Source organism: Alishewanella sp. SMS8 (genome assembly GCF_030737935.1).
In the GTDB taxonomy this organism is placed as follows: Bacteria; Pseudomonadota; Gammaproteobacteria; order Enterobacterales; family Alteromonadaceae; genus Alishewanella; species Alishewanella maricola.
Genome location: NZ_JAPJEA010000001.1, coordinates 58,927 through 82,231 on the forward strand (window position 1 = coordinate 58,927; position 23,305 = coordinate 82,231).

Sequence of the window (23,305 nt, forward strand, 5' to 3'; positions counted from 1 at the left end):
ATAATCTGCGTTAACTACGTGTCATAGAACCAAAAAGTTTAGCTGTGTACCTAGGTATCAGCGGTTGTGTCAGCATTTAAACGGCGCAACACTCTTCCGGGATTGCCTGCCACAACAACATCAGCAGGTACATCTTGAGTAACAACGCTGCCTGCAGCAATAACGCTTCTTGCTCCAATGCTCACGCCAGGACAAATAATCACGCCCCCACCGATCCATACATCATCGGCAATGTTAATGGGTAACGCTTGCTCGATACCGCTGCGCCGCTCATCAGCCCCTAAAGGATGATTCACTGTATAAATTTGCACTGCAGGACCGAAAAACACGTTGTTACCAATTGTCACCCAACCGACATCCAGCACCACGCAGTTAAAGTTAAAAAACACCTTATCGCCCAGTCGAATGTGCTGACCATAATCACAGAAAAAAGGCGGTTCAATAAAGACATCACGGCCCACTTCAGCAAATAAATCCTGTTGCAGCGTGCGTCGAATTTTCACTTGTTCAGGCGAGGTTTTGTTAAATTTATATAACAACTGTCGAGTGGCTAAACGCAATTCACGTAAAGTTTTATCTAATGGGTTATACCATTGAGCGTTAAGCATTTTCTCATATTCAGTCACAGCGGCCATCTCACTATTACAAAGGCCTAGACTAACAAAGTTATTTGAATTTACCCAGTAAAATTAACAAACCGTCAGGCTTTGCACCGCGCTAAAAAAAGCCCCGCACTACAGAGCATAGTGCGGGGCCTTATTCGTAAATACGATGCTTAGCGGGCGTTGGTGCTTTCAAAAATCTTGTCGGCTGAAGCCGCGACAAAACCGGTGTAAAGCTTGCCATTGGGCAGTGTATAACGGCGAGCAAATTCATAGAAACAGCTTGGGATCTGCGCTTCACCATCGCTAAACTGTACCGGCACAATATCGGCTAACGTTGAGGATTGCTCTAAATACACCTCTGGCGTACCTTTAATTTCACCACCAGACGTATTCAATAAAAAGCCCGCGCTTTTTAACGCTTCATTCACTTGTTCTAGGCTAGTGAACTTCTGTAAATCATTCACGTTAACCGTAAAATGATTTGCGCGATAACCCCAAGCGGCGGTCCATGCTGCGTATTCGCTCTCAGCTAATAAAGCAGCATAGGTGGCGCTGTCAATTTGCCAATGCGTACCCGAGTATAAAAAGTTATCCGCCGTTACAGCATCGTCAGGGATCTGTGCTACTAATGCGGTGATCGTCTCACGCAGCGAAGCAGAACACTTATCTAATAACAATTCAGAAATAAACACTTTCGGTAGGCTGGTATCTGCATGTTCAAAATGCTTGGCATAAAGCTTTTTAGCTTCAAAATGATATTCACCACACTCGGTATAGCCCAGCGCCAGAAAATGCGCTGCCAGCTTATCTAAATTGACTTTCGGTAAATTAAAGGTACGTAGCGCAATATGGTCATTAATCACATCATCATTTTGTGATGAACCCAACAACTGGTGCACTTGACGAGCTGATGGCGTTACCGTCAGGTAATTTTGCCATAAATTTTCAAATAAGCTTTTTACACAAGTATGCATTGCAACTCCCACTAATGGCTAGGCTGGCACAGCCGCATGTGTTTATATTAACAAACACCGCTACGCCGACATTAATCTAAATTAATAAAACGTGCAAAATCACCTTCGGCCAATTGCAAGGCTGCGGCTAACTCTGCGCTGATCTGTAACTGTTGTTGTTGTTCATCAAACTGGGCATTTTTACCAAAACTGGCTCTAAACTCACTCAGGGCAGTATTCGCCACAGCTAAAGTGCGCTCACCACGCACTTCTTTAATGGTCACCGGTACACGGCGACTTAACGCGACAGAACGAATATCTTGTAAGCGGGCTTCTACCGTTGGGCCGGCATCAAACAAATCAATGTACCCCCGATGCTTAAAGCCTTCTTTTTCCAGCATTTTTAGGGCTGGCTTAGTATTTTCATGCACCTGACCAATCACTTGCTGCGCCTCAGTAGGCAGTAAGCCCACATAAATAGGATGACGCGGCATCAACTCAGCAATAAAAGCCTTTTTGCCGACACCAATCAGTTTATCGGCCGTAGGAAAGTCGATGGTTAAAAACAAGTTTTGCAACCAATTCCAAAAAGGCGGTTTGCCCTCGGCATTGGTGGCACCACGCATTTCGGCAATCACGATGTCAGAAAAGCGCTGCGGATGCTCGGCCATAAATAAAAACCGCACCTTAGACAAAAAGCGCCCAGCATGATTACGCCGATAACTTTCACGTAAAAATAAAGTACAAATTTCTGATGCACCGGTATAGTCGTTACATAGCGTCAAGGTTTTTAATTGGTTTAATACATTCAACTCTGCGCTGTGATGGATCACGGTGTTTTGTTGAAAGTGATACAGCGGCGTATGCAAGCCAACGGCCGCTTCAATACCGGTGGTACCGACAATTTCACCTGTGCTGCAGTCTTCTAACACAAATAAATAGCCGTGATCGCCTGGTGCAGAAACATCCACATTAAAACTGTGCGAAGCATGGGCAATTTTGTGTTGTAAACGCTCATCATGCACCGGTAAAGAGGTAAAGCCAGGGCCGGATTCCACCGCAATTTGTTTTAAGGCGGCAAAATCAGCCGTCGTAATCGGTCGGATCAATAACATACACAAAGCCTCAGCGAATAAGCGAGAAAACAGTAACTCGTCGTAATACCATTATATTCGCCATAGCTGACATTTTGCAGTATCATTTTTAACAGAATAAAAGAGTTATATTGCAATTTGCTAAGGACATAATACAAAGTGATAAGCAAAGAAGATGAAAAACTGCTCGCACTGTTGCAAAAAGATGCACGTGCGAGTATTTCCGATCTGGCACGAGCCTTATCCTTGTCTCGCGCCACGGTGCAAAATCGTTTGCAAAAATTGCAAGAAACTGGCGTGATCAAAGGCTATACCGTTGAAGTGGGCGAAAGCTGGTTAGCCAGTTTAGTGGCAGCGCACGTTAGTATCAAAGTGAAACAAAAGTTGACGGCCCGCACCAATAATGAATTAAAGCAAATACCGCAAATAGCCGCTCTTTATGCCATTAGTGGCGAGTACGATTTAATTGCGATTGTGCAAGCTCAGAGTACTGAGCAACTGAGTCATTTACTTGATGATATTGGTAATTTAGAAGGGGTTGAACGCACCACCTCGTCGGTCATTTTAGAAACCAAATTTAAACGCCAAGCGTTTTAAGTCATATACATGAGAGAAACGGCCTTAAAATGAACAGCAGCAAGTTGCCTTAGCGTTGTTAACTTTACAGCATCCTAAACAAAAGCAAGTGCTATTGATTGCACTGCCCATGATTGCCTCCAACCTCACCATCCCATTACTGTCGTTGGTCGATACCGCCGTGGTAGGGCATTTAGCACAGGCGTGGTATTTAGGCGGTGTGGCGCTGGGGAGCAGTTTAATTAGCTTAGTGTTTTTGTTACTCGGCTTTTTACGTATGAGCACCACCGGTTTGACTGCACAAGCTTTAGGCCGCAATAACCAACAAGCCTTACGCCAAAGTTTACTGCAAGCGGGCTTAGTGGCGCTCTGCTTAGCGTTACTTTTGTTAATCGTGCATCCATGGGTAATGCCAATCGTCTATAAGCTCAGCAGTGCGAGCACGGAAGTGTTAACACAGGCTGAGATCTATTTTCAGATCCGTATTTGGAGCGCTCCTGCTGCCCTGCTGAATATGGTATTACTCGGTTGGTTTTTGGGCCTGCAAAACGCCCGTTATCCCATGTGGCTACTCCTGCTGAATCAAACCATTAACATCTTACTTGATCTGTTATTTGTCTTAGGCTTTGACTGGAAAGTCAGTGGTGTCGCGGCGGCGTCGGTCTTGGCCGATTACAGTACGCTTGCCGTTGGGCTTTACTTGGTGCGCCGCTTATGGCGACAACAACAACTGGGGCCTGTTAAATGGCCACAGCTATTCTCAGCCGACGGTTATAGCCGACTCTTTGCTTTAAACCGCGATATTTTTATTCGCAGCCTGTGCCTACAATTGGTGTTTGTATTTATCGCTTTTCGCGGTGCCAGTTTTGGCGATACTGTAGTCGCTGCAAATGCGGTGCTGATCACCTTTTTAATGCTGGTATCTTATGCCTTAGATGGCTTTGCCTATGCCGCAGAAGCTCTGACGGGTAAAGCGGTTGGTGCAAAAGATCAAAGCGAATTGCGGCTACTGCTTAAGATCTTGGCGGGCTGGGGATGGTTATTAGGGGGGCTATTCAGCGCGCTGTTTTGGCTGGCAGGCTCGACAATTATTAGCAGCTTAACCTCTATTACCGCGGTGCAACAGCAAGCAAACCTGTATTTGCCTTGGTTAATTGGACTACCGCTGTTAGCCGTTTGGGGCTACTTGCTTGATGGCATATATATTGGGGCAACACAAGCACGCGCGATGAGAAACAGTATGTTGCTTGCCTTTAGTGGCTTTGCGCTGTGCTACCTGCTGCTACAAAATTTAAATAATCATGCGCTTTGGCTAGCCTTGTCGCTATTTATGTTATTACGCGGTTTAAGTTTAGCATGGCCGCTGTATCGCCAAGGTATCGTGGTGCTATTTCGTTAAAGCAAAAAACCGCTAAATTGTGCTATGCTGCGCCACTATTTTTATTCAATGACGAGCAGCAGAGTTGTTTATGCGTGTGATCATCCGTTTATTTTTTCGCTTTATTCGTTTGGTATTAACCCCTGTTATGTTACTGGCTGAAAAACTCAGCACCCCAAGCCCGATGGCTCATAGCGCCGAGCAACAACAGCAATTATCTCAAGCCTGCCAGCAATTGGCACTGTATCAATTTGCCGCCTGCCCTTTTTGCATTAAAGTGCGCAAAGAGATGGCCCGTTTAGGCTTAAACATCCAAAAACGTGACGCACAGCACCATGCCGAGTACCGGCAACAACTGCTTAGCGGTGGCGGTAAAGTGAAAGTACCTTGTTTGCAGATCAAAGATGACTTGGGTGAAACGCAGTGGCTGTATGAATCTGAGGCGATTATCTTACACTTACAAAGCCTAGTGACCGCCAGCCGTTCTTAATGATCATAGCGCATCGAATATGCGCTATTTTGAAATCCCCAATGTGATGCGCTGACGATGACCCTACTGGGCATTGCTAACACGACGGTTTTAAAGGCTAATCAACTGTATGCACATAATTGCATTGCTGCTCAGCCTTAGTCAGGTTTTTAGAACCACTGACCGTAAAATCAAATTGGATTGAAGTTAACACCGGTTGTTTAGCACTGTTTTTAGCACTGGCGACCCATTGCCAATGCGATAACGCTTCTATTGCGTTTGCATCAAAAATGCCCTTAGGAAAAGATGTAATAATCGATACTGCTGTAGCTTTGCCGTCTTTATCAATACCCACAAGCATATCGACACAACCTGATAGCTGGTTAAACGCAGCATCAAGCGGATAACGTGGTTCTTGTTTTTTTTCGGCTATCCAATATTCGTCTAATAAATCTTTTTTATCTTCAGCCGTAAGATTAAGATAATCCAGCCCAGCCAGTGCCGCGGCGTGATCAGTACCTTGTACCGAATCATTGGCTTTACAACCGATTAAAAGCACACCTAACACGCTTATACACACGATTTTTTTCATCACTAATTCCCTCTAGTTTTTGATTTATGACACCATACTTCGGCTAAGATTGTTTCACCGTTATGCTTTATGATGAAGGTTGCCTGCGTTTTACCGACGCAAAACAAAGCAATCTGAAAGTGGCTTGCTGCACACATAAACACAGAGTTGCCGGCCGAACTATCGCGGGGATCGAGCTTACTCTGAACTACTGTAAAAATTTATTAACAATAAATAACAGTTAAGGATTGCAAATGCAACAATATAATCCTTTAACAACTCGGTAGGTTTCAAAGCTCTGCTTTTCTGTTAAAACTAGATTAATCGTAATAGCCAACTGGCGCAGGTTTTTGCATTGATTAAATAAAAAAATATTGATAACCGCACTGCACAAATTGAAGAAAGATAAAATAATAATAACGTTTTGGTCATGTTAATATGTAAAGTGATAAATATACTCATTTCATTCAAACGAGACGGTTATGATTAATCAGTTACAGCAAAAATATCAACTGTCATTGCTGTTGTTACTTGGTGTGGTTGCTGTGCTGGGTGTTTTACCTTTCGCCGTAATACGTTACTTAGAAGGCAACTTGATAGCAGCGGTCATCGATATCACGCTGGTTTTGGGCATTATAATGTTAGTTGTTTATGCCTATTTAAGCCTGCATATCCGTGTGGTCAGCATTGTAATTGCCATCTTTATTAATACAGGTGTCGTCGTTATTGGCAGTGCTAATGGTATAGACAGTTTTTTATGGATCTACCCGGTTTTCGTCAGTACTTTTATTTTAGTTAAGCCAGTTGAAGCCTTTATCATTAATACACTAGCTGGTATTGCACTGGCGCTGCTCTCCGACATTTTTGTCATTGTGTCACTCGACTCTTATATTATTTCCATCTTAATGTTGTCTCTATGCTCCTTTGTTTATGCTAGCCATAGCGCTAAGCAGTTTAGTTTACTGGAAACCCTCAATACAGTCGATGCACTTACCGGCGCCTTTAATCGCCGAGCCATGAGCGTTGATATAAAAGCCGCCCTAGCAACCGCAGAGCGTAACGGTGGCAAACCTTTGTTAGCTATTCTCGATCTGGACTATTTCAAAGCCATTAATGATAACTTTGGCCATGCGGTCGGCGATCAGGTGCTCAAAGATTTTGTGGCCATTACTACCTCGCAGATAAGGCAATATGATCGGCTGTATCGGTTCGGTGGTGAAGAATTTGTGCTTTTGGTCCCGCAAATCAATGAACATTATCACACCTTTATTCAACATCTGAGAACGGCGATTAAAAGCGCATTAAAAACACCTGATGGTAAAGAAATCACCGTGTCATTTGGCGTAGCACCTTGGTTGCCAGGCACCACAGAGGATAGCTGGTTAAAACGTGCCGATAAAGCGTTATATTTAGCTAAAAACAGTGGGCGAGATCGTGCCATATTTAGTGATGAGTAAATACGCTGCATTACATATTTTGTTAGTCGCTAATTATACACCTTACATCTGGTGCAATTCGTAAAACTCCTAATGTGCAGTGATTTCAACCTATCTCGATACATGGGATAATTTTGTTAACAACTTAACTTGGTAACGTCAAACTTTGTAAAATATCCAGAGCCTACATAACAGGTTGTATTCATGACAAAGCATAAAAGGCCAGAAACCTTTAGCAAAAGCTGAGTTATGGGCGGCTCCATCTTTAACATTGCCTAACGGTTACTCCTAACGCGAGATGGCACACTGCAGTTTTTTCGTATTGAATATGATGTCGTTTTACTGCATATTCAGTTCATTCTTGCAGATTAATTAGGCTGCCATGTCATTCTTAAAATTAAGCTATGTACTTATCATTGCGCTTGCCACGACATTTCCTTTAACCAGCTACGCTAAGCTTGATAAAAACGAACAACAAATCGTTATACAGGTTGCACAACATCTGCCTCAGGCATTACAAGAGATAGAACAAGCCGTCAATATCAATAGTGGCTCGCTGAATCTTGCGGGTGTTAAAAAGGTTGGACAGTTAGCCACTGCACAATTAACCGCTATTGGTTTTAAAGTAGAATGGCTGGATGGCAGCGCTTTTAACCGCGCGGGCCATGTGCTTGCAACACGCGAAAGCAACAATCCAAATGCCATTAAAATACTGATGATTGGCCATCTTGATACCGTATTCGCCGAAAACGATAATTTTAACACCTACACACAACTTAGTCCGACTTTAGCATCCGGTCCGGGTGTTGCCGACATGAAGGGCGGCAATACGATTATTATTACTGCCCTTAAAAGCCTGCACGAACTCAATTTGCTTAACAATGTCAGCATTAAGGTGTTACTCACCGGCGATGAGGAAAGCAGCGGCCAGCCATTGAATTTATCGAAGCAAGCCATAGTCGATGCGGCAATCTGGGCAGATGTAGCTCTGGGCTATGAGAATGCGGATAACAATATTGAAACCGCTATGGTCGCGCGGCGAGGCTATATCGACTGGACACTTACCGTGGAAGCACAAGCTGCTCATTCGTCACAAATATTTAGTGACACCGTGGGTTTTGGCGCTATTTATGAAGCCTCTCGCATTTTAAATAGCTTTAGAGAACAACTCGCTTCGCAGCCTAATTTAACCTTTAACCCAGGACTGATAGTTGGCGGCACTCATGCCGATTTCGACAATGCCCATTCTACCGCAACGGCGTTCGGGAAAAGTAATGTTATCGCCCAAAAAGTCTATGTTGCCGGTGATCTACGTGCGCTGTCTCCCACACAAGAAGAAGATGCCAAAAAAACAATGCAACGTATTGTTAGTCATAACTTAAATGGCAGCAAAGCGACGCTTGAATTTGCAGACGGCTACCCCGCCATGGCAATGACTGAAGGCAATCAAAAATTATTGGCCATGTATAGCAAAGCCAGTGAAGATTTAGGCTACAACAAAGTGTTGGCAGCCAACCCACGCAATGCCGGTGCTGCCGATATCTCATTTGCTGCAAACCATGTAGACATGGCACTTGATGGGCTAGGTTTAATGGGCGCGGGTGCTCACACTCAAAATGAAACGGCAGATCTAACGAGTTTAAGCAAAAACATCGAAAATTCAGCCTTGCTTATTTATCGATTAGGGCAGTTATAACCATTCCTAAATAGCCAAATTATCACTGCGGCTCACAGTGCAGATAAACCGCCTCACGAAGGGCTAGCGTTGACAACAACAGCGTCTGGTTAAGTTTCAGGGTCATGTGAAGAACGTGGCTCTGCCAAAAGTTCTTTATAATGCTTTACCGCAAAATAGGTAACAATTTGAGAATAAATAAGACCACCGGTGGCGCCACCTAGAGCAGTACCAAGCATTTTTAATTCATATATTTCCCCTATATCAGCGCCTAAAGATCCACTAAGACCACAGAAAATCAGCCCAAGCCACCCGAGCCAACTACGCAAACATCTCGAGGAAGCTTTTTGCCATAACCGTTTTTTTTCACTAGCTGATAAATGGGAAAGCTCCGGAATATGATTAAATGACCAGTATATTTTCATGCTGATGCCTCAGAAATCATAACTTGCGACTAAGTACTAATTGTTGAACTCGCAATTTAATGTTACCCGTTAAAGCCAACAGATCGACTCGACTGTTGGTTTTTAGTTAACAATGTAAATAATATAGCTGAATGCTATTTTTTTACCATCTCATTAATGAAACAACAAAAATAGACGGTCATTTAAACAATTACAGCTCTGAAAAGTGCTCAGACAAAAGCTATACCACCATCAGCATATAGCTTCTAACTATGCTATATAACAAAATGGCATTACTAACTCTCTTGTAGTAACCAATACGCATATTAAACTAACACATCTGATCATGAAGGAGTGAATGACAATGCGTAACCTATTATTGGCTGTGGTGCTTAGCAGTAGTTTATTAAGTCCGGCCTTAGTGGCTAAAGAGTTGCTCAATAGCAGCTACGATATCGCCCGCGAACTCTTTGCTGAAATTAACCCGTTGTTTGTAGCACACTGGCAAGCTGAAAGCGGTGAAACACTAACCATTAACCAATCGCATGGCGGTTCTTCACGCCAAGCGCAAGCCATTATTCAAGGGCTGCGGGCGGATGTCGTCACCTTTAACCAAAGTACCGACATCGATATTTTGTATCAGCGCGGTAAGTTACTGCCGCAGAATTGGCGTGAACGGCTGGCCAATAACAGCTCACCTTACTACTCCACCATGGCTTTTTTGGTTCGGAAGGGAAACCCAAAGCATATTCAAGATTGGGCCGACCTCACTAAAGACGATGTCGCCTTAGTCTTTCCTAACCCAAAAACCTCTGGCAATGCCCGTTACACTTATTTAGGGGCCTACGGTGCAGCCAAGTTGCGGCTTGCTGATGATCAAGCCGCGCGAAATTGGATGGTCGATTTTTTAAGCCGCGTGGTGGTGTTTGATACCGGCGGTCGCGGCGCCACAACCTCTTTTGTTGAGCGGCAATTAGGCGATGTGCTGATTACGTTTGAATCGGAAGTGAACAACATCATCAAGCAATACCCCGAGTTACAACTGGAACGCGTGGTACCGAAAACCAATATTTTAGCGGAGTTCCCGGTAGCGTGGATCGACAAAAATGTTGAGCGTAATGGCACCACTGCACAAGCAAAAGCTTACTTAAACTTTTTATATTCTGAGCCAGCCCAGCAGGTGTTAGCGAGCTACTTCTATCGAGTACATCACCCAAAAGTGCAAGCTAGCAGCCAAGCACAATTTCCAGCAACGGAATTGTTCACCGTTGAGCAACAATTTGGCAGCTGGGAGCAAGTGAATAAGCAGCACTTTGGCAGTAACGCAGAACTGGATAAAATTTTAGCTGAAGGACGCCGTAACTAATGGCTGCTTACCAAACCAAAAGAGTGTTACCGGGTTTTTCCATTAGCTTGGGCAGCAGTTTATTTTTTATCGGTTTGGTTATTTTATTGCCATTAACCGGCTTGGTAATGGAAGTAGCGCAACTGAGCCTAGCCGAATACTGGGCAATTATTAGCGATCCCCGCGTGGTGGCCACATACCAAGTCACACTGTCGGCTGCTTTAGTGGCCAGCATACTGAATTTGTTTTTTGGCTTGCTGATGGCTTGGATCTTAACGCGCTATCGCTTTCCTGGGCGGCTGTTACTTGATGGCTTAATGGACTTACCCTTCGCCTTACCCACGGCGGTAGCCGGCTTAACCTTGGCAGCATTGTTTGCTACTCAAGGTTGGTATGGCCAGTATTTTGCGCTATGGGATATCAAGGTGTCTTATACCTGGTTGGGTATTGTCATCGCCATGCTGTTTACCAGCGTGCCTTTTGTGGTACGCACCGTTCAGCCCGTTTTAGAAGAGTTTGGCCCTGAATACGAAGAAGCCTCGGCGACGCTGGGGGCAAGCCCATTACAAACTTTTACTCGGGTGATCTTACCGGAAATTAAACCCGCTTTATTAACCGGTACCGCCTTGTCGTTTACCCGCAGCTTAGGAGAATTTGGCGCGGTTATTTTTATTGCAGGTAATTTACCCTGGCAGACAGAAGTGACCTCTTTGATGATCTTTGTACGCTTACAAGAGTTTGATTATGCTGCTGCCGCAGCGATTGCGAGTGTGGTATTACTGAGCTCATTACTATTGTTATTTATTATTAATGGTATTCAGCAGCGCTATCAACACATTACTGGAGCATTAAAATGACGGCTCGGCTAAAACAGCCCTTAAAATGGTGGCTAATTGGTACCGGCATGACCTTAAGTGTGCTGCTGTTGTTGGTGCCACTGATCTTTATCTTTATCGCCGCTTTTGCTGCCGGTGTTGGCGGTGTTTGGCAGAACTTGCAAGACGCGGATATGCTGCATGCCATCGGTCTAACCTTATTAGTGGCAGGTTTAACCGTGCCCATTAATGTGCTGTTTGGTACCTTAATTGCTTGGTGTGTCACTCGCTTTACCTTTCCTGGCCGCCGCTTATTGCTAACACTGATTGATATTCCGTTTGCGGTGTCTCCTGTGGTAGCCGGTTTATTGTATTTATTGCTTTATGGCAGTAACGGTCCTTTTGCCCAGTGGCTAGACGCCGCCGATATGCAGCTGATGTTTGCATGGCCAGGCTTAGTGATGGTCACCGTGTTTGTGTCTTGCCCTTTTGTGGTGAAAGAACTCGTACCTTTAATGTCTACTCTGGGCACCGAACAGGAAGAAGCGGCAGTGTTACTCGGTGCCAGTGGCTGGCAAGTGTTTTGGCATATTACCTTTCCGAATATTCGTTGGGCACTGTTATATGGCGTGATCCTCACTAACGCGCGTGCGGTCGGTGAGTTTGGTGCGGTCTCCGTCGTTTCAGGTACGATACGCGGCCAAACTAATACCTTACCCTTGCATATCGAGTTATTGCAGCAAGATTACAATACGACAGGAGCCTTTATTGCCGCCGCTTTATTAACCTTGATGGCAATTGCCACGCTCATCGTCAAAGCCGTTTTACAATGGCGCCTGCAACGGGCTGTATAAGCGGTTCAGTTAAAATGGCAAAGCTAAATACGAAATTGTCGTTAATACCTTTAGGTTCAGGCTTTTTATCGGTATTTTTAAACATTGCTAAGCTGAAAAGACAGCCAGTAATGCTAAGATGGCAACACCTTAGTGGCAAAGACAGGTCAATGCCTTTGCGGGCGTAAATATCTACCCTCTATACTCTTTATTTAACAGCAGATATTTGCAAGGAGCGAAATGCTACTGTTACTGATTTTACTGCCCTTTGTCGGCGCACTTATCGCGGCCTTTATGCCTGCACATGCGCGAAACCGCGAAGCCTGGTTTGCCGCACTGATTGCACTGAGTGGTTTGCTGCTGACCTTTTCTCAATATCCGGTTATTTCCGAAGGACTGAGCTTACGCCAAGAGATCCGTTGGTTCACGGCTATCGATTTAAACTTGGTGTTTCGGCTTGATGGTTTAGCCTGGCTGTTTACTGCCTTGATCCAAGGGATCTGTTTACTCGTGGTGGTTTACGCTCGCTACTATATGTCACCTAAAGATCCGGTACCGCGGTTTTTCGCTTTTCTGTTGGCCTTTATGGGCGCGATGCAAGGTATCGTGTTATCTGGTAACTTAATACAGCTAGTGATGTTTTGGGAGTTAACCAGTCTTACCTCCTTTTTATTAATTGGTTATTGGCATCATCGACCCGACGCACGCCGTGGTGCTCGAATGGCTTTTACCGTTACCGCCTTTGGTGGCTTGTGTTTATTTATTGGCATGTTATTACTTGGCCATGTCGCAGGCAGCTACGACTTGGATCAAGTGCGCCAAGCCAGTACAACCATTCAAGCTCATCCTTGGTACTTAGCTATTGTGCTGTTAGTGGCAATAGGAGCCTTAAGTAAAAGCGCACAATTTCCATTTCACTTTTGGTTACCGCATGCCATGGCCGCCCCCACGCCGGTTTCGGCCTTTTTACATTCGGCTACCATGGTTAAAGCAGGCATCTTTTTATTGATGTTACTGTGGCCGGTGCTCGCGGGCACACCAGAATGGACATGGATCATCGGCACTGCTGGGGTATGTACCATGTTGGTCGGTGCTTTTTTGGCGATTTTTCAACATGATTTAAAAGGCTTACTGGCCTACTCTACTATTAGTCATCTTGGCCTGATTGTGTGCTTATTAGGCATCGGTACGCCTTTAGCCATGGTGGCGGCTATCTTTCACACCTTAAATCATGCCATCTTTAAAGCCTCGTTATTTATGGCCGTGGGTATCATTGACCATGAAAGCGGCAGTCGTGATATGCGCGCGCTCAGTGGCTTACGCCAGGTGTTACCCTACACTGCCACGTTAGCCATCGTGGCCAGCGCAGCGATGGCGGGTGTGCCGTTGTTAAATGGCTTTTTATCCAAAGAAATGTTCTTTGCCGAGGCGTTGTTAGTCGGCTCAAGCTCAAATTGGTGGATGTCGGCCGCGGCGGTGTTAATGGGGATCTTTGGCGTGGCTTATTCGCTACGCTTTATTCAGGTGTTTTTTGGCCCAGTGCAAACGGTTAAAGCCAACCCGCATGAACCGCCACGCTGGATGCGCTTTCCGGTCGAGTTTTTAGTGCTGTGCTGTTTTGTGGTGGGGGTCTTACCTGAATTGAGTATCGGGCCGGTGTTACACGGCGCCGCACAATCAGTCTTGGGTCAAGCCCTACCCGCATACTCGTTAGCCATTTGGCATGGCGTTAACTTGCCGCTAGTCATGAGTGTATTGGCCTTTGTTGGCGGTATCAGTTTTTATTTTTGGCTCAGCCGTTATTGCCAATTGCATCAACGTGATCGGGTGCCATTATTACATCGCTTAAATGGTAAAGCCGCTTACGAAACCACCATGTTGATCCTCGCTGCCAGCGCCGCACGCTTAGAGCGGCAGCTTAGTACCCGCCGCTTACAACCGCAACTAATATGGATGATTTTAGCGGGGTTAGCGGCATCGATATGGCTGTTATCGGCTTGGCCAACACTCAGTGTCAGTTGGCCAAACGACACGCTCAGTTTGGCTTTTGCATTGTTATGGTTAGTGGGCTGTAGCTGTGCCATTGCGGCGGCCTGGCAGGCAAAATTTCACCGTTTAGCCGCCCTTATTTTAGTGGGGGGTACCGGTATCGCCACCAGTGTCACGTTTTTGTGGTTATCGGCACCCGATTTAGCCTTAACACAACTGATGGTGGAAACCGTCACCACGGTATTATTACTGCTTGGTTTACGCTGGCTACCGGCGCGTATTGCGGCGAAAAAACTGAATTTACAGGCATCGGCACGCGATCGGTTACGCCGCATTCGCGATTTAATCATTGCCATCAGTGCTGGTTCAGCTTTAGCTGTTATCAGTTATATTATTTTGCGCCAGCCAGATAACGCCACCTTAAGTCGTTTTTACTTAGAAAAAGCCATACCTGAAGGCGGCGGCAGCAACGTTGTCAATTTACTATTAGTGGATTATCGAAGTTTAGATACGCTGGGCGAGATTGCGGTATTAAGCATCGTGGCTTTAACCGTCTATGCCCTACTGCGACGTTTTCGCCCTGCTATTGAGAGCATTAAGATCCCACCGCAACAACGCAATCCTCTGGACCCGGCTTATTCACAACTGCCCAGTGAACAAGCAATCAGCGGTTACTTACAGATCCCAGGCGTCTATTTACGCTTGCTGTTACCTATTATTTTGCTGGTGGTCGCCTACTTCTTTTTACGAGGCCACAACCTGCCCGGCGGCGGTTTTATTGCTGGGCTGATTTTCTCAGTAGGGTTAATTATTCAATATATGCTGTCTGGCACGGCCTGGGTTGAAGCCCGCTTCAAACTACAACCGCACCGCTGGCTCAGTTTTGGCTTAGTGCTAGCGGCACTAACCGGGGCTATGGCTTGGTATTTTGACCATCCGTTTTTAACCACGCATACCTTGCACCTCGATTTACCTCTGCTGGGCAAGCTGCATTTACCCAGTGCGATGTTTTTTGATCTGGGCATCTTTGCAGTAGTGGTTGGCACCACCATGCTGATCTTAATCGCTATCGCCCACCAAACTGTGCGCAGTCATCGTATCCCGGGTATCAAAACAGAGACAGACACCGCAGAGGAGCGCCGTTAATGGAACTGATTTTAGCAACTAGCATCGGCATTTTGTTCGCTTCAGGTATTTGGTTAATATTACGTCCACGGAGCTTTCAGGTGATTATTGGCCTGTTACTGTTGTCTTATGCAGTGAATTTATTTCTGTTTATTACCGGCAAAATTCAGGTCAATCGTCCCGCTTTTGCCAGCGACGCCGTCAGTTTTATCGAAGGGCTCTATGCCGATCCGTTGCCGCAAGCCTTGGTACTCACCGCCATTGTGATTGGCTTTGCGACCTCGGCGTTATATCTGGTGGTGTTATTAGGCTCTCGTGGTTTAACCGGTACCGATCACGTCGATGGTAAAGAGCAGGAGCATGACGAATGAGTTTGCTTTTAGCCGAGATCATCGTATTACCGATCGTGTTGCCGTTATTCACCGGTGCCTTGCTGCTGCTCATAAACGAACGCCATCACAAGCTTAAGTTTTTTATTAATCAAACCAGTACCCTACTGCTATTTTTACTGGCCATTCTGCTGTTGGTTATCACCGATAGCGCCCCCGCCGAAGAAGGCTTACTGGTAGTATTGTCCGCTAACTGGGCTGCGCCCTTCGGTATTGTGCTAGTCGGTGATCGTTTGGCTACGCTATTTTTATTAGTCGGGGCATTACTGGCCAATGCCGCGTTAATATTTTCTTATAGTCGCTGGGCGCGTTTAGGTGTGCATTTTCATACTTTGTTCCAGTTTTTATTAATGGGTATTAATGGCGCCTTACTCACCGGCGATCTGTTTAACTTATTCGTGTTTTTTGAAGTGATGCTCGCCGCATCTTATGGGCTGTTATTACACGGCTACAACATCACCCGGATCCGCGCCGGTATGCAATATATCGTGGTGAATCTGCTGGCGGCGGTGTTTTTCTTACTGGGTATTGCTTTAGTCTATTCTGCAACTGGCACATTAAACTTTGCCGATTTAGCGGCGAAAATGCCCGCATTAGCGGACGAACCACGGCAATTACTGCACGCGGGTGCTGCTATGCTGGCGGTGGCTTTTTTAACAAAAAGTGCCATTTGGCCTCTTGGGTTTTGGTTGCCGACGACCTACTCGGCCGCATCCCCGCCAGTGGCCGCCATGTTGGTCTTTTTAACCAAAATGGGGATTTATGTTCTGCTGCGGCTATATTACCTTTTATTTGGTGCCAATAGCGGTGCCTCGGCCGGTTTTGCTGCTGATTTCCTACTTTATGCCGGCTTAATGACCATGGCTTTTGGCGCGCTGGGTTTACTCGCGTCACAGGAGTCCAGTCGCATAGCCAGTTACAGTGCGGTGATATCTTCAGGCTTATTGCTCACCTTATTAGGCTTAGCCGAGCCGAGTATGCTCAGTGCCATGCTGTTTTATTTGATCAGCTCTACCTTAGCAGTAACCGCTTTTGTGTTGTTAACTGAATTGATTGAACGGATCTACACGCCGGCCGATAGCGTGTTTGCATTGAGTATGGAGTTTTTTGCCCCTGAGGAAGAAAAGCAGGAGTCCGCTGGCGTGGCGATCCCTGCGGCAATGGCCTTTTTAGGTATGAGTTTTGTAGCCTGCGCGCTTATTATTGCAGGCTTACCACCGCTATCGGGCTTTATCGCCAAGTTTAATATCTTGCATCATCTGTTGCAGCTACCCTTTAGCTTAAGCCATTGGCTGTTGCTTATTTTGCTCATGCTGGCAGGGTTAACCGCTATTATTGCCTTTATGCGCTTTGGCGTGCGCAGCTTTTGGACAGCACAAGCCACCACCAGCCCGCGCTTGAAATTAAATGAAGCAGGCCCCGTGCTACTGCTGTTAGCGCTTTGTATCAGCTTAGCTTTTTTTGCTGAGTCACTACATAACTTACTGGAGCGTATTACTGCTGACTTACAACATCCACAACGTTATATCGAGCAGGTCTTAAGCACTTTACCAACACGAAAGGAGGCACCATGAATAAACTGCTGCCTAGTCCATTGTTGTCGGTTAGCTTAATCGTGATATGGCTACTACTTAACCAATCATTGGCCCTTTCTCAACTGCTTTTAGGCGGCCTGCTCGCATGGGTTATTCCTATGTATTGTGCGCCGTTAGCTATTAAAGGTTCGCGAATTCGCAAGCCTTGGGTACTATTTCGTTTACTGGCATGGTCGGCTACTGAAATTGTCCGTTCTTGTCTTAATGTCAGCCGCATCATTTTATTTCGGCGCCAACATCAACTGAATTCGCAATTTATTCGTGTGCCATTGCATTTAAGGGATGTCACTGGGCTTGCCGTTTTATCGTGTATTATTAATTCTACTCCCGGCACGGTTTGGGTAGAAATTTTGCCAGATACACATGAGTTATCTTTGCATGTATTTGATTTACATGATGAAGCTTGGTGGATAGACACCATTAAACAGCGCTATGAACAACCTTTGATCGAGATTTTTGAAGGGGAAAGCCAATGAGCCTGTTGCTGACAGTGGCATTATATTTTAGCCAATTTTGTTTACTGCTTGCCATGCTCTGCTGTGGTATTCGCTTGATCCGTGGCCCCGCCGCTCAGGATCGGGTGTTAGCCTTAGACACTTTATGGATGGTAGCAATGCTATTTATTCTGGTGCTCGGTATCAGTTTTGGCAGCGTGTTGTATTTCGAAATCGCATTGTTAATTGCCTTAATTGGCTTTGTTTCTACGTTGGCCTTAGCGAAGTTTTTATTACGTGGAGAGGTGATCGAATGATTGAATTAGCCGAGTCAATCCCAGCGTGGATCGCAGTACCGGTGGCCTTGCTGTTAATTGCCGGTAGCCTGATCACCTTAATTGGTACCTTAGGCTTAGTGCGTCTACCCCATTTTTATCAGCGCATCCATGGCCCGGCGATCAGCATTACTTTTGGCACCACCTGTTTTGTGCTGGCGTCGATGCTGTATTTTAGCGGTTTAGGGCTGCGACCTGTGCTACATGAATTGTTAATCAGTGCTTTTGTACTGCTAACGGCCCCGGTCAGTGCCATGTTGTTAATGCGCGCAGCGGTTTATCGAGATTTACGCAACACCCACAAACAAGCACAGCACGACAGCGCAAAATCTAGCCAACCCCCATCAACCTAGCAGGCCTTAGTGTTGCTAAGGTATTAAATACCTTCGCCTAAAAACACTTTACTATACCGAGGTCGGATCCAAGCTGGCGCTCCGGCAACTAAATTCAGCGTATTAAATTGCGCTTTGGGCAGTTCAATATGCACCAGCTGTGCAAGCTCTGTCGCTTGTACTTCTAAGCGCACTGTTGGCCCTACCACCGTAATTAAATCAATGGTAACCGGTATCGCATCAGTTTGCGGACAATTAAAAACGTCAATTTCATGCGGCCTGACATACGCTAAACCGGCCTGCTCAGCAGCACTGCTATGCTCTGGCGCGGGCATCGCGGCTTTACCGATATGGGTTTGACCTTGATTAACCCTGGCATGGAACAAATTGACATTACCCAAAAACTCATACACAAACGGATTGGCCGGATGATCATACACTTGCTCAGGCGTACCGTGCTGCTCAATTTGGCCTTGATTCATCACAACGATACGATCCGCAACCTCTAAGGCTTCTTCCTGATCGTGCGTAACAAACACGCTGGTTACATGGATCTCATCGTGTAAACGGCGCAGCCAACGTCGTAACTCAGCACGCACCTTGGCATCGAGCGCACCAAAAGGTTCGTCTAATAATAACATTTTGGGTTCTACCGCGAGTGCTCGCGCTAACGCAATGCGTTGGCGTTGCCCGCCGGATAATTGCGCTGGATAGCGGTCGGCAGTCCAGCCTAGTTGCACTAACTCGAGCAGGTTATGCACTTTTTTTGCAATGTCGGCTTTGCTTGGCCGCAGTTTTTTCGGTTTCACCGTTAAACCATAAGCCACGTTTTCAAACACCGTCATATGTTTGAATAAGGCGTAATGTTGAAACACAAAACCGACGCCCCGCTCAGAGACATGCTGCTGACTAATATCTTGCTGATTAAAGCGAATAAGGCCGCTATCGGCCTGCTCTAAGCCCGCAATAATTCGTAATAAGGTGGTTTTACCCGAGCCAGACGGGCCCAGTAGCGCCGTGAGCTCACCGGTATTTAGTTGCAGATTAATCTGGTTTAACGCCTGAAATTGCCCAAAACGTTTACTGATCTGTTCAATATGGATACTCATTGCAGCCTCTTCGCGGCCAGCTCTGCAGCTGGACAAGCCCTAGCAAGCGCAGTAGGTTAAGCTACGCCTAAAAGCGTATCTTACGGCGAAAACTCAATAACAATAAAGTTCGATTTTCTTCTTCGCTATTCCAAGTTGGAATAAGAGCGCTCAGTTTAGGCCATCGTTCTGCGCAACTATCAAGCGAAGCGCCCTATGGCGCGCGCTGCAGCGTTACCGTTGCAGGCCGTGTCTGTTGCCATAGCGCCGGATAAGCTTGCAGATAACGAATAAACGCCTCGGCCGGTACTTTACAATCCGCATTAGTTTGCTGACAAGGTAAGCCAGCCACTTGTGCGTATTCCGGTACATAAGCTGTTTTACCACTGGCATCTTGCTCGGCGCGCACCCGTGTTACCGCAAACGCTTTTGGCTGACCGTTCAGCAAAATAATATCACGCCGATCGCTGCCGTTTTGTTGTACTTGTTGCAGCTTATGCCAGCCATCATTGCCATTGGCTAAATAATCCGTTGTAGCAAGACGATACTGCCGCTCGGGCAGCAGTGCTTGCCATTGCCCTTGTTGTAATACCGCAACATCTGTAAGCACTAAACGGCCATCCGCTTGCTCTATTGCGGTATATCGTAAATGACTGCTATACGGAAACTTCCCCGCATGCGCACCGGCAGGTAAGGTAGCGCTGATGGTTTGCTGCAATAATGCCAGCACATCGGCTCCGCTCACGGTTAAAACGCTGAGCGCAGAAGCAAAGGGTAATACTTCTAAACGAATATGCCCTTCGAACACGGCACCAGCGGTTAAATCACTGCGAATATTGCCCGCCCCCAGCAAAGTAAAATCAACCGGTTGCCCCAACTCCGCGCGCGCACGGCTATTTAACCAATATTGAATACCATCGGTAATATGCGCCGCTAAAAGCGAACCATGTTGGTCACTGCCACCCGTACCCGGTAAACGCACATGGGAAAGGGTTTGCTCCAGTGCACTGATTTGCTTCCCATAGGCTTGTTGCACGGCAGGTAAATAAACCTCATCCAGCACTTGGCGTAAGTTAGCATCTTCTTCAGTAATGGCCGTGCGCGCTAACGCGGCAATAAAACCTAATTGCTTGGCTAGTGGCTCGCCCTGTAGCTGGCTATCGGCTTGGCGCAAAGCCGAGTGATATAACTGTTTACTGGCCAGTAAGGTGTTTTGCCCATCGCAACGATTGATTTGGCCTTGCCGATCAAAGCTCACCGTTAAAGCACCGACGGCTTGCGCAAACTGTCCGGCTTGCACTACGCAGGTGATGGCCTTTCCATCAGCATTACGAATTTGCTCGGCGTACGGCGCTTGCTGACCTAGCGACCACTGCCGAAAATCACCCAGTAAGGTATGCGAATGCCCGCCAACAATCACATCAATACCATTCACTTTAGCGGCCAAGGTACGATCACGCTGATGCCCTAAATGGGTTAACGCTACGATATGTTTGACACCCTGTTGTTGTAAATAATCTACCGTTTGTTGGGCAGACGCGACTTCATCGGCAAACACTAAGGCGCCGGTATCAGGCACCATGGCGCGCATATCCTCAAGCGCGAGGCCAAATACCGCCAGCACCGGTTCAGCAGGGTTAATCGGTAAAGAGGTCGGTTGCCATTGCTGATCCACTAAACGAAATAATTGAAACGGCTTTAAATTCTCGACCTTGGCTAAACGCGGCTCGGCGCGGCTATCGACATTAGCGGCTAATACCGGGAAATTAACTTGGCTGGCAAATTGCGCTAATTTCTCAAGACCGATATCAAATTCATGATTTCCCAGCGCCATCGCATCCAGCTGCATGCGATTAAGAATGTCGATATTAATTTCATGCTCAAACAATTCAAAATATGCACTGCCTTTAAAGGCATCACCACCATGTAAAAACAAACTACTCAACCCCTCATTGGCAGCTTGCTGGCGTAACGTGCGCGCATGGCTGAGTACCCGAGGATGACCACCAATAAAGGTATAAAGCGGCTGCTCTGCCGCCCCAAATAACTTAGCGGGTGAGGCATCAAATTGTGAGTGGGTATCATTAATATGAATAATTTGCAGCTGCAAGCCCGTTGTTGCCGTTGCTGTTGTCAGCCGTTCAGTTTGAAGAGTACAACTGCCTAACAGCAGCGTTAAAGCCAGTAGTATGCCCGTTTGCTTTTGCATCAGTGGTTTCCGTATTTTTACACCTGAGTTAGCCGCTTACCTTGCCGATGGCCACTGCGGTTAATCTGCGCTTATTGCGTCAATAACTTTGCCAATTCAACTGCTTGCGATTTGATATGCCCCATATCACCTTGCTCAGCACCGTGGCGTTTTAATTCGCTTAAATGCGTTGGGATCAGATGAAAATGCAAATGCGGCACCGTTTGTCCCGCAGCAGTACCATTGAGTTGCATTAAGACGATGCCTTCCACTTTTAGCAGACTTTTTTGCGCAGCCATCACTTTTTGCACCGTCGCTAGCAGAGGAGCGGCATAATCTAAAGGAAGTTCAGCCAATGTTTCTGCCGGGTATTTGGGGATCACTAAAGCATGACCATCCGCCTGCGGCATAATATCCATAAAGGCTAAGCTGTGTTCATCCTCATAAATTTTAAAACAGGGTAATTCACCACGTAAAATTTTGGCGAAAACGTTGTTATCTTGATAGCTCATAAGGTGCTCCAGGCTGGGGTTGTTAACATTTACCGATTATGCCAGCATGAACGGCAACAAGGTAGCAGTGCACTGCGCTTTGTTATGCACTAGCCTGAAAAATAGCCGGTACAGTGACGACATGTTGTTGCTAATACCCTGTGTGCAAGGCACATTAACGGTGGGGGTTAACTAGAAACCACTAGCACAAGAAGCCAGTGAGGGCGACGGCATAACAAGATACCGTCACTGCTCATAAAACAAAGCTCGCTAAGCGCTAGTTAAGCCTAAATGACGGGCATGAAAGCGCAAATGCTTCTCGATAAAACTGGCGATAAAGTAGTAGCTGTGATCATAGCCTGCTTGCAAACGGATTTCAGCGGCAACGCCTGCTTGCTCTGCGGCTTTAACCAGGTTGTCAGTTTGCAACTGTGCCGGATAAAAGTTATCACTGAGTCCCTGATCAACCAAAATCGGCAGCTGACTGCCCTGCTTCGCCAGCAAATAAGCGGCGTCGTATTGCTGCCATTTTGTTTCATCGTCCCCGAGATAACCGCGCAGCGCTTTTTGGCCCCAAGTACAATTCATCGGGTGACAAATGGGTGAAAAAGCAGAAATACTGCGATACTCGGCATTGTTACGCAGGCCAATGACCAGAGCACCGTGCCCCCCCATCGAGTGACCACTGATTGCTTTAGCCGCGCTCAGTGGCAATTCTGCCTGCAGCAGTGCCGGTAATTCCTGCAAAATATAATCATACATCTGATAATGCGCAGCAAAAGGCGCTTCAGTGGCATTAACATAAAAGCCGGCCCCTAAGCCAAAGTCATAAGCCCCATCTGGATCATCAGCAACATCGGCTCCACGAGGGCTGGTATCGGGCATGATTAGCGCCAGTCCAAGCTCTGCAGCCACACGCTGCGCCCCGGCTTTGCTGGAAAAATTCTCATCGGTACAGGTTAAACCTGATAACCAATACAGTGCAGGTACCTTGTGTAGCTCTGCTTGCGGCGGTAAAAATACTGAAAATTGCATTTCGCAGTGCAGCACCGCAGATTGATGTTTAAATCGCAGTTGTTTGCCACCAAAACAGCGTTGTTCGCTTACAGCGATAAGTGCAGAAGAAGTTGTCATACGCGGCCTCTTAATATCGAAAAACGCAAGATGCCTATCGGCCTAACACGC

The 23,305-nt window shown here is 46.4% G+C and carries 23 protein-coding genes; 14 read left to right on the forward strand and 9 right to left on the reverse strand.

Annotated features, from left to right (window positions below; all coding sequences use genetic code 11):
- Window positions 1-50: 50 nt before the first annotated feature.
- The 3 genes from ORJ01_RS00305 to astA all read right to left on the reverse strand — a co-directional run bounded on the left by ORJ01_RS00305 (window position 51) and on the right by astA (window position 2,673).
- Complete coding sequence (locus ORJ01_RS00305) at window positions 51-608, reverse strand: sugar O-acetyltransferase (protein ID WP_306176551.1); 558 nt, start codon at window positions 606-608, stop codon at window positions 51-53.
- Window positions 609-775: 167 nt separating this feature from the next.
- Window positions 776-1,579 carry a DUF1338 domain-containing protein gene (locus ORJ01_RS00310; protein ID WP_306176552.1) on the reverse strand — a complete coding sequence of 268 codons (804 nt, stop codon included), beginning with the start codon at window positions 1,577-1,579 and terminating at the stop codon, window positions 776-778.
- 71 nt (window positions 1,580-1,650) lie between these two features.
- The gene (gene astA / locus ORJ01_RS00315; RefSeq protein ID WP_229585929.1) at window positions 1,651-2,673 is read right to left on the reverse strand and encodes an arginine N-succinyltransferase; all 1,023 of its coding nucleotides are present in this window, start codon (window positions 2,671-2,673) and stop codon (window positions 1,651-1,653) included.
- 138 nt (window positions 2,674-2,811) lie between these two features.
- Here astA and ORJ01_RS00320 point away from each other — a divergent pair, with 138 nt between their 5' ends.
- The 3 genes from ORJ01_RS00320 (at window position 2,812) to ORJ01_RS00330 (ending at window position 5,096) form a co-directional block, all read left to right on the forward strand.
- Complete coding sequence (locus ORJ01_RS00320; protein WP_226751524.1) at window positions 2,812-3,249, forward strand: Lrp/AsnC family transcriptional regulator; 438 nt, start codon at window positions 2,812-2,814, stop codon at window positions 3,247-3,249.
- A 55-nt stretch (window positions 3,250-3,304) separates the two neighbouring features.
- Complete coding sequence (gene dinF / locus ORJ01_RS00325) at window positions 3,305-4,627, forward strand: MATE family efflux transporter DinF (protein ID WP_306176553.1); 1,323 nt, start codon at window positions 3,305-3,307, stop codon at window positions 4,625-4,627.
- 70 nt (window positions 4,628-4,697) lie between these two features.
- Window positions 4,698-5,096, forward strand: a complete 399-nt coding sequence (locus ORJ01_RS00330; RefSeq protein ID WP_306176554.1) for a glutaredoxin domain-containing protein — start codon at window positions 4,698-4,700, stop codon at window positions 5,094-5,096.
- Window positions 5,097-5,193: 97 nt separating this feature from the next.
- Here the strand turns inward: ORJ01_RS00330 and ORJ01_RS00335 are convergent, their stop codons facing one another.
- Complete coding sequence (locus ORJ01_RS00335) at window positions 5,194-5,667, reverse strand: energy transducer TonB (RefSeq protein WP_306176555.1); 474 nt, start codon at window positions 5,665-5,667, stop codon at window positions 5,194-5,196.
- A 461-nt stretch (window positions 5,668-6,128) separates the two neighbouring features.
- Here ORJ01_RS00335 and ORJ01_RS00340 point away from each other — a divergent pair, with 461 nt between their 5' ends.
- Complete coding sequence (locus tag ORJ01_RS00340) at window positions 6,129-7,103, forward strand: GGDEF domain-containing protein (RefSeq protein WP_306176556.1); 975 nt, start codon at window positions 6,129-6,131, stop codon at window positions 7,101-7,103.
- Window positions 7,104-7,464: 361 nt separating this feature from the next.
- Window positions 7,465-8,778 carry a M20/M25/M40 family metallo-hydrolase gene (locus ORJ01_RS00345; RefSeq protein WP_306176557.1) on the forward strand — a complete coding sequence of 438 codons (1,314 nt, stop codon included), beginning with the start codon at window positions 7,465-7,467 and terminating at the stop codon, window positions 8,776-8,778.
- An 89-nt stretch (window positions 8,779-8,867) separates the two neighbouring features.
- Here ORJ01_RS00345 and ORJ01_RS00350 read toward each other — a convergent pair whose 3' ends face one another.
- Window positions 8,868-9,182, reverse strand: coding sequence for a hypothetical protein (locus ORJ01_RS00350; RefSeq protein WP_306176558.1), 315 nt, complete (start codon window positions 9,180-9,182; stop codon window positions 8,868-8,870).
- Window positions 9,183-9,525: 343 nt separating this feature from the next.
- Between ORJ01_RS00350 and cysP the strand changes: the two genes are divergently transcribed.
- The 9 genes from cysP to mnhG all read left to right on the forward strand — a co-directional run bounded on the left by cysP (window position 9,526) and on the right by mnhG (window position 18,374).
- Window positions 9,526-10,527 (forward strand): thiosulfate ABC transporter substrate-binding protein CysP, encoded by a 1,002-nt coding sequence (gene cysP / locus ORJ01_RS00355; protein WP_226751517.1) that lies wholly within the window; start codon window positions 9,526-9,528, stop codon window positions 10,525-10,527.
- On the forward strand, window positions 10,527-11,363 hold the full coding sequence (cysT, locus tag ORJ01_RS00360) for a sulfate/thiosulfate ABC transporter permease CysT (RefSeq protein WP_306176559.1): 837 nt from the start codon (window positions 10,527-10,529) through the stop codon (window positions 11,361-11,363). The genes cysP and cysT overlap by 1 nt, the downstream gene beginning before the upstream one ends.
- Entirely contained in the window at window positions 11,360-12,175 is an 816-nt protein-coding gene (gene cysW, locus ORJ01_RS00365; RefSeq protein ID WP_306176560.1) for a sulfate/thiosulfate ABC transporter permease CysW, read from the forward strand. The genes cysT and cysW overlap by 4 nt, the downstream gene beginning before the upstream one ends.
- Window positions 12,176-12,394: 219 nt before the next feature.
- Window positions 12,395-15,289 (forward strand): monovalent cation/H+ antiporter subunit A, encoded by a 2,895-nt coding sequence (locus ORJ01_RS00370; protein ID WP_306176561.1) that lies wholly within the window; start codon window positions 12,395-12,397, stop codon window positions 15,287-15,289.
- Window positions 15,289-15,639 carry a Na+/H+ antiporter subunit C gene (locus tag ORJ01_RS00375; RefSeq protein WP_226751513.1) on the forward strand — a complete coding sequence of 117 codons (351 nt, stop codon included), beginning with the start codon at window positions 15,289-15,291 and terminating at the stop codon, window positions 15,637-15,639. Before ORJ01_RS00370 ends, ORJ01_RS00375 begins: the two co-directional genes overlap by 1 nt.
- Window positions 15,636-17,231 carry a monovalent cation/H+ antiporter subunit D gene (locus ORJ01_RS00380; protein WP_306176562.1) on the forward strand — a complete coding sequence of 532 codons (1,596 nt, stop codon included), beginning with the start codon at window positions 15,636-15,638 and terminating at the stop codon, window positions 17,229-17,231. Before ORJ01_RS00375 ends, ORJ01_RS00380 begins: the two co-directional genes overlap by 4 nt.
- Window positions 17,228-17,728: a Na+/H+ antiporter subunit E gene (locus ORJ01_RS00385; protein ID WP_306176563.1), complete on the forward strand. Its 501-nt coding sequence runs from the start codon at window positions 17,228-17,230 to the stop codon at window positions 17,726-17,728. The genes ORJ01_RS00380 and ORJ01_RS00385 overlap by 4 nt, the downstream gene beginning before the upstream one ends.
- On the forward strand, window positions 17,725-18,003 hold the full coding sequence (locus tag ORJ01_RS00390; RefSeq protein WP_229585912.1) for a K+/H+ antiporter subunit F: 279 nt from the start codon (window positions 17,725-17,727) through the stop codon (window positions 18,001-18,003). The genes ORJ01_RS00385 and ORJ01_RS00390 overlap by 4 nt, the downstream gene beginning before the upstream one ends.
- The gene (mnhG, locus tag ORJ01_RS00395) at window positions 18,000-18,374 is read left to right on the forward strand and encodes a monovalent cation/H(+) antiporter subunit G (protein WP_306176564.1); all 375 of its coding nucleotides are present in this window, start codon (window positions 18,000-18,002) and stop codon (window positions 18,372-18,374) included. Before ORJ01_RS00390 ends, mnhG begins: the two co-directional genes overlap by 4 nt.
- Window positions 18,375-18,397: 23 nt before the next feature.
- Here the strand turns inward: mnhG and ORJ01_RS00400 are convergent, their stop codons facing one another.
- From ORJ01_RS00400 to fghA, 4 genes are all read right to left on the reverse strand, one after another.
- Entirely contained in the window at window positions 18,398-19,462 is a 1,065-nt protein-coding gene (locus tag ORJ01_RS00400) for a sulfate/molybdate ABC transporter ATP-binding protein (protein WP_306176565.1), read from the reverse strand.
- 193 nt (window positions 19,463-19,655) lie between these two features.
- Window positions 19,656-21,650: a bifunctional UDP-sugar hydrolase/5'-nucleotidase gene (locus ORJ01_RS00405; protein WP_306176566.1), complete on the reverse strand. Its 1,995-nt coding sequence runs from the start codon at window positions 21,648-21,650 to the stop codon at window positions 19,656-19,658.
- 71 nt (window positions 21,651-21,721) lie between these two features.
- Window positions 21,722-22,141: an HIT family protein gene (locus tag ORJ01_RS00410; protein ID WP_226751506.1), complete on the reverse strand. Its 420-nt coding sequence runs from the start codon at window positions 22,139-22,141 to the stop codon at window positions 21,722-21,724.
- Between the two features lie 249 nt (window positions 22,142-22,390).
- Window positions 22,391-23,254: an S-formylglutathione hydrolase gene (gene fghA, locus ORJ01_RS00415; RefSeq protein WP_306176567.1), complete on the reverse strand. Its 864-nt coding sequence runs from the start codon at window positions 23,252-23,254 to the stop codon at window positions 22,391-22,393.
- Window positions 23,255-23,305 lie beyond the last annotated feature (51 nt).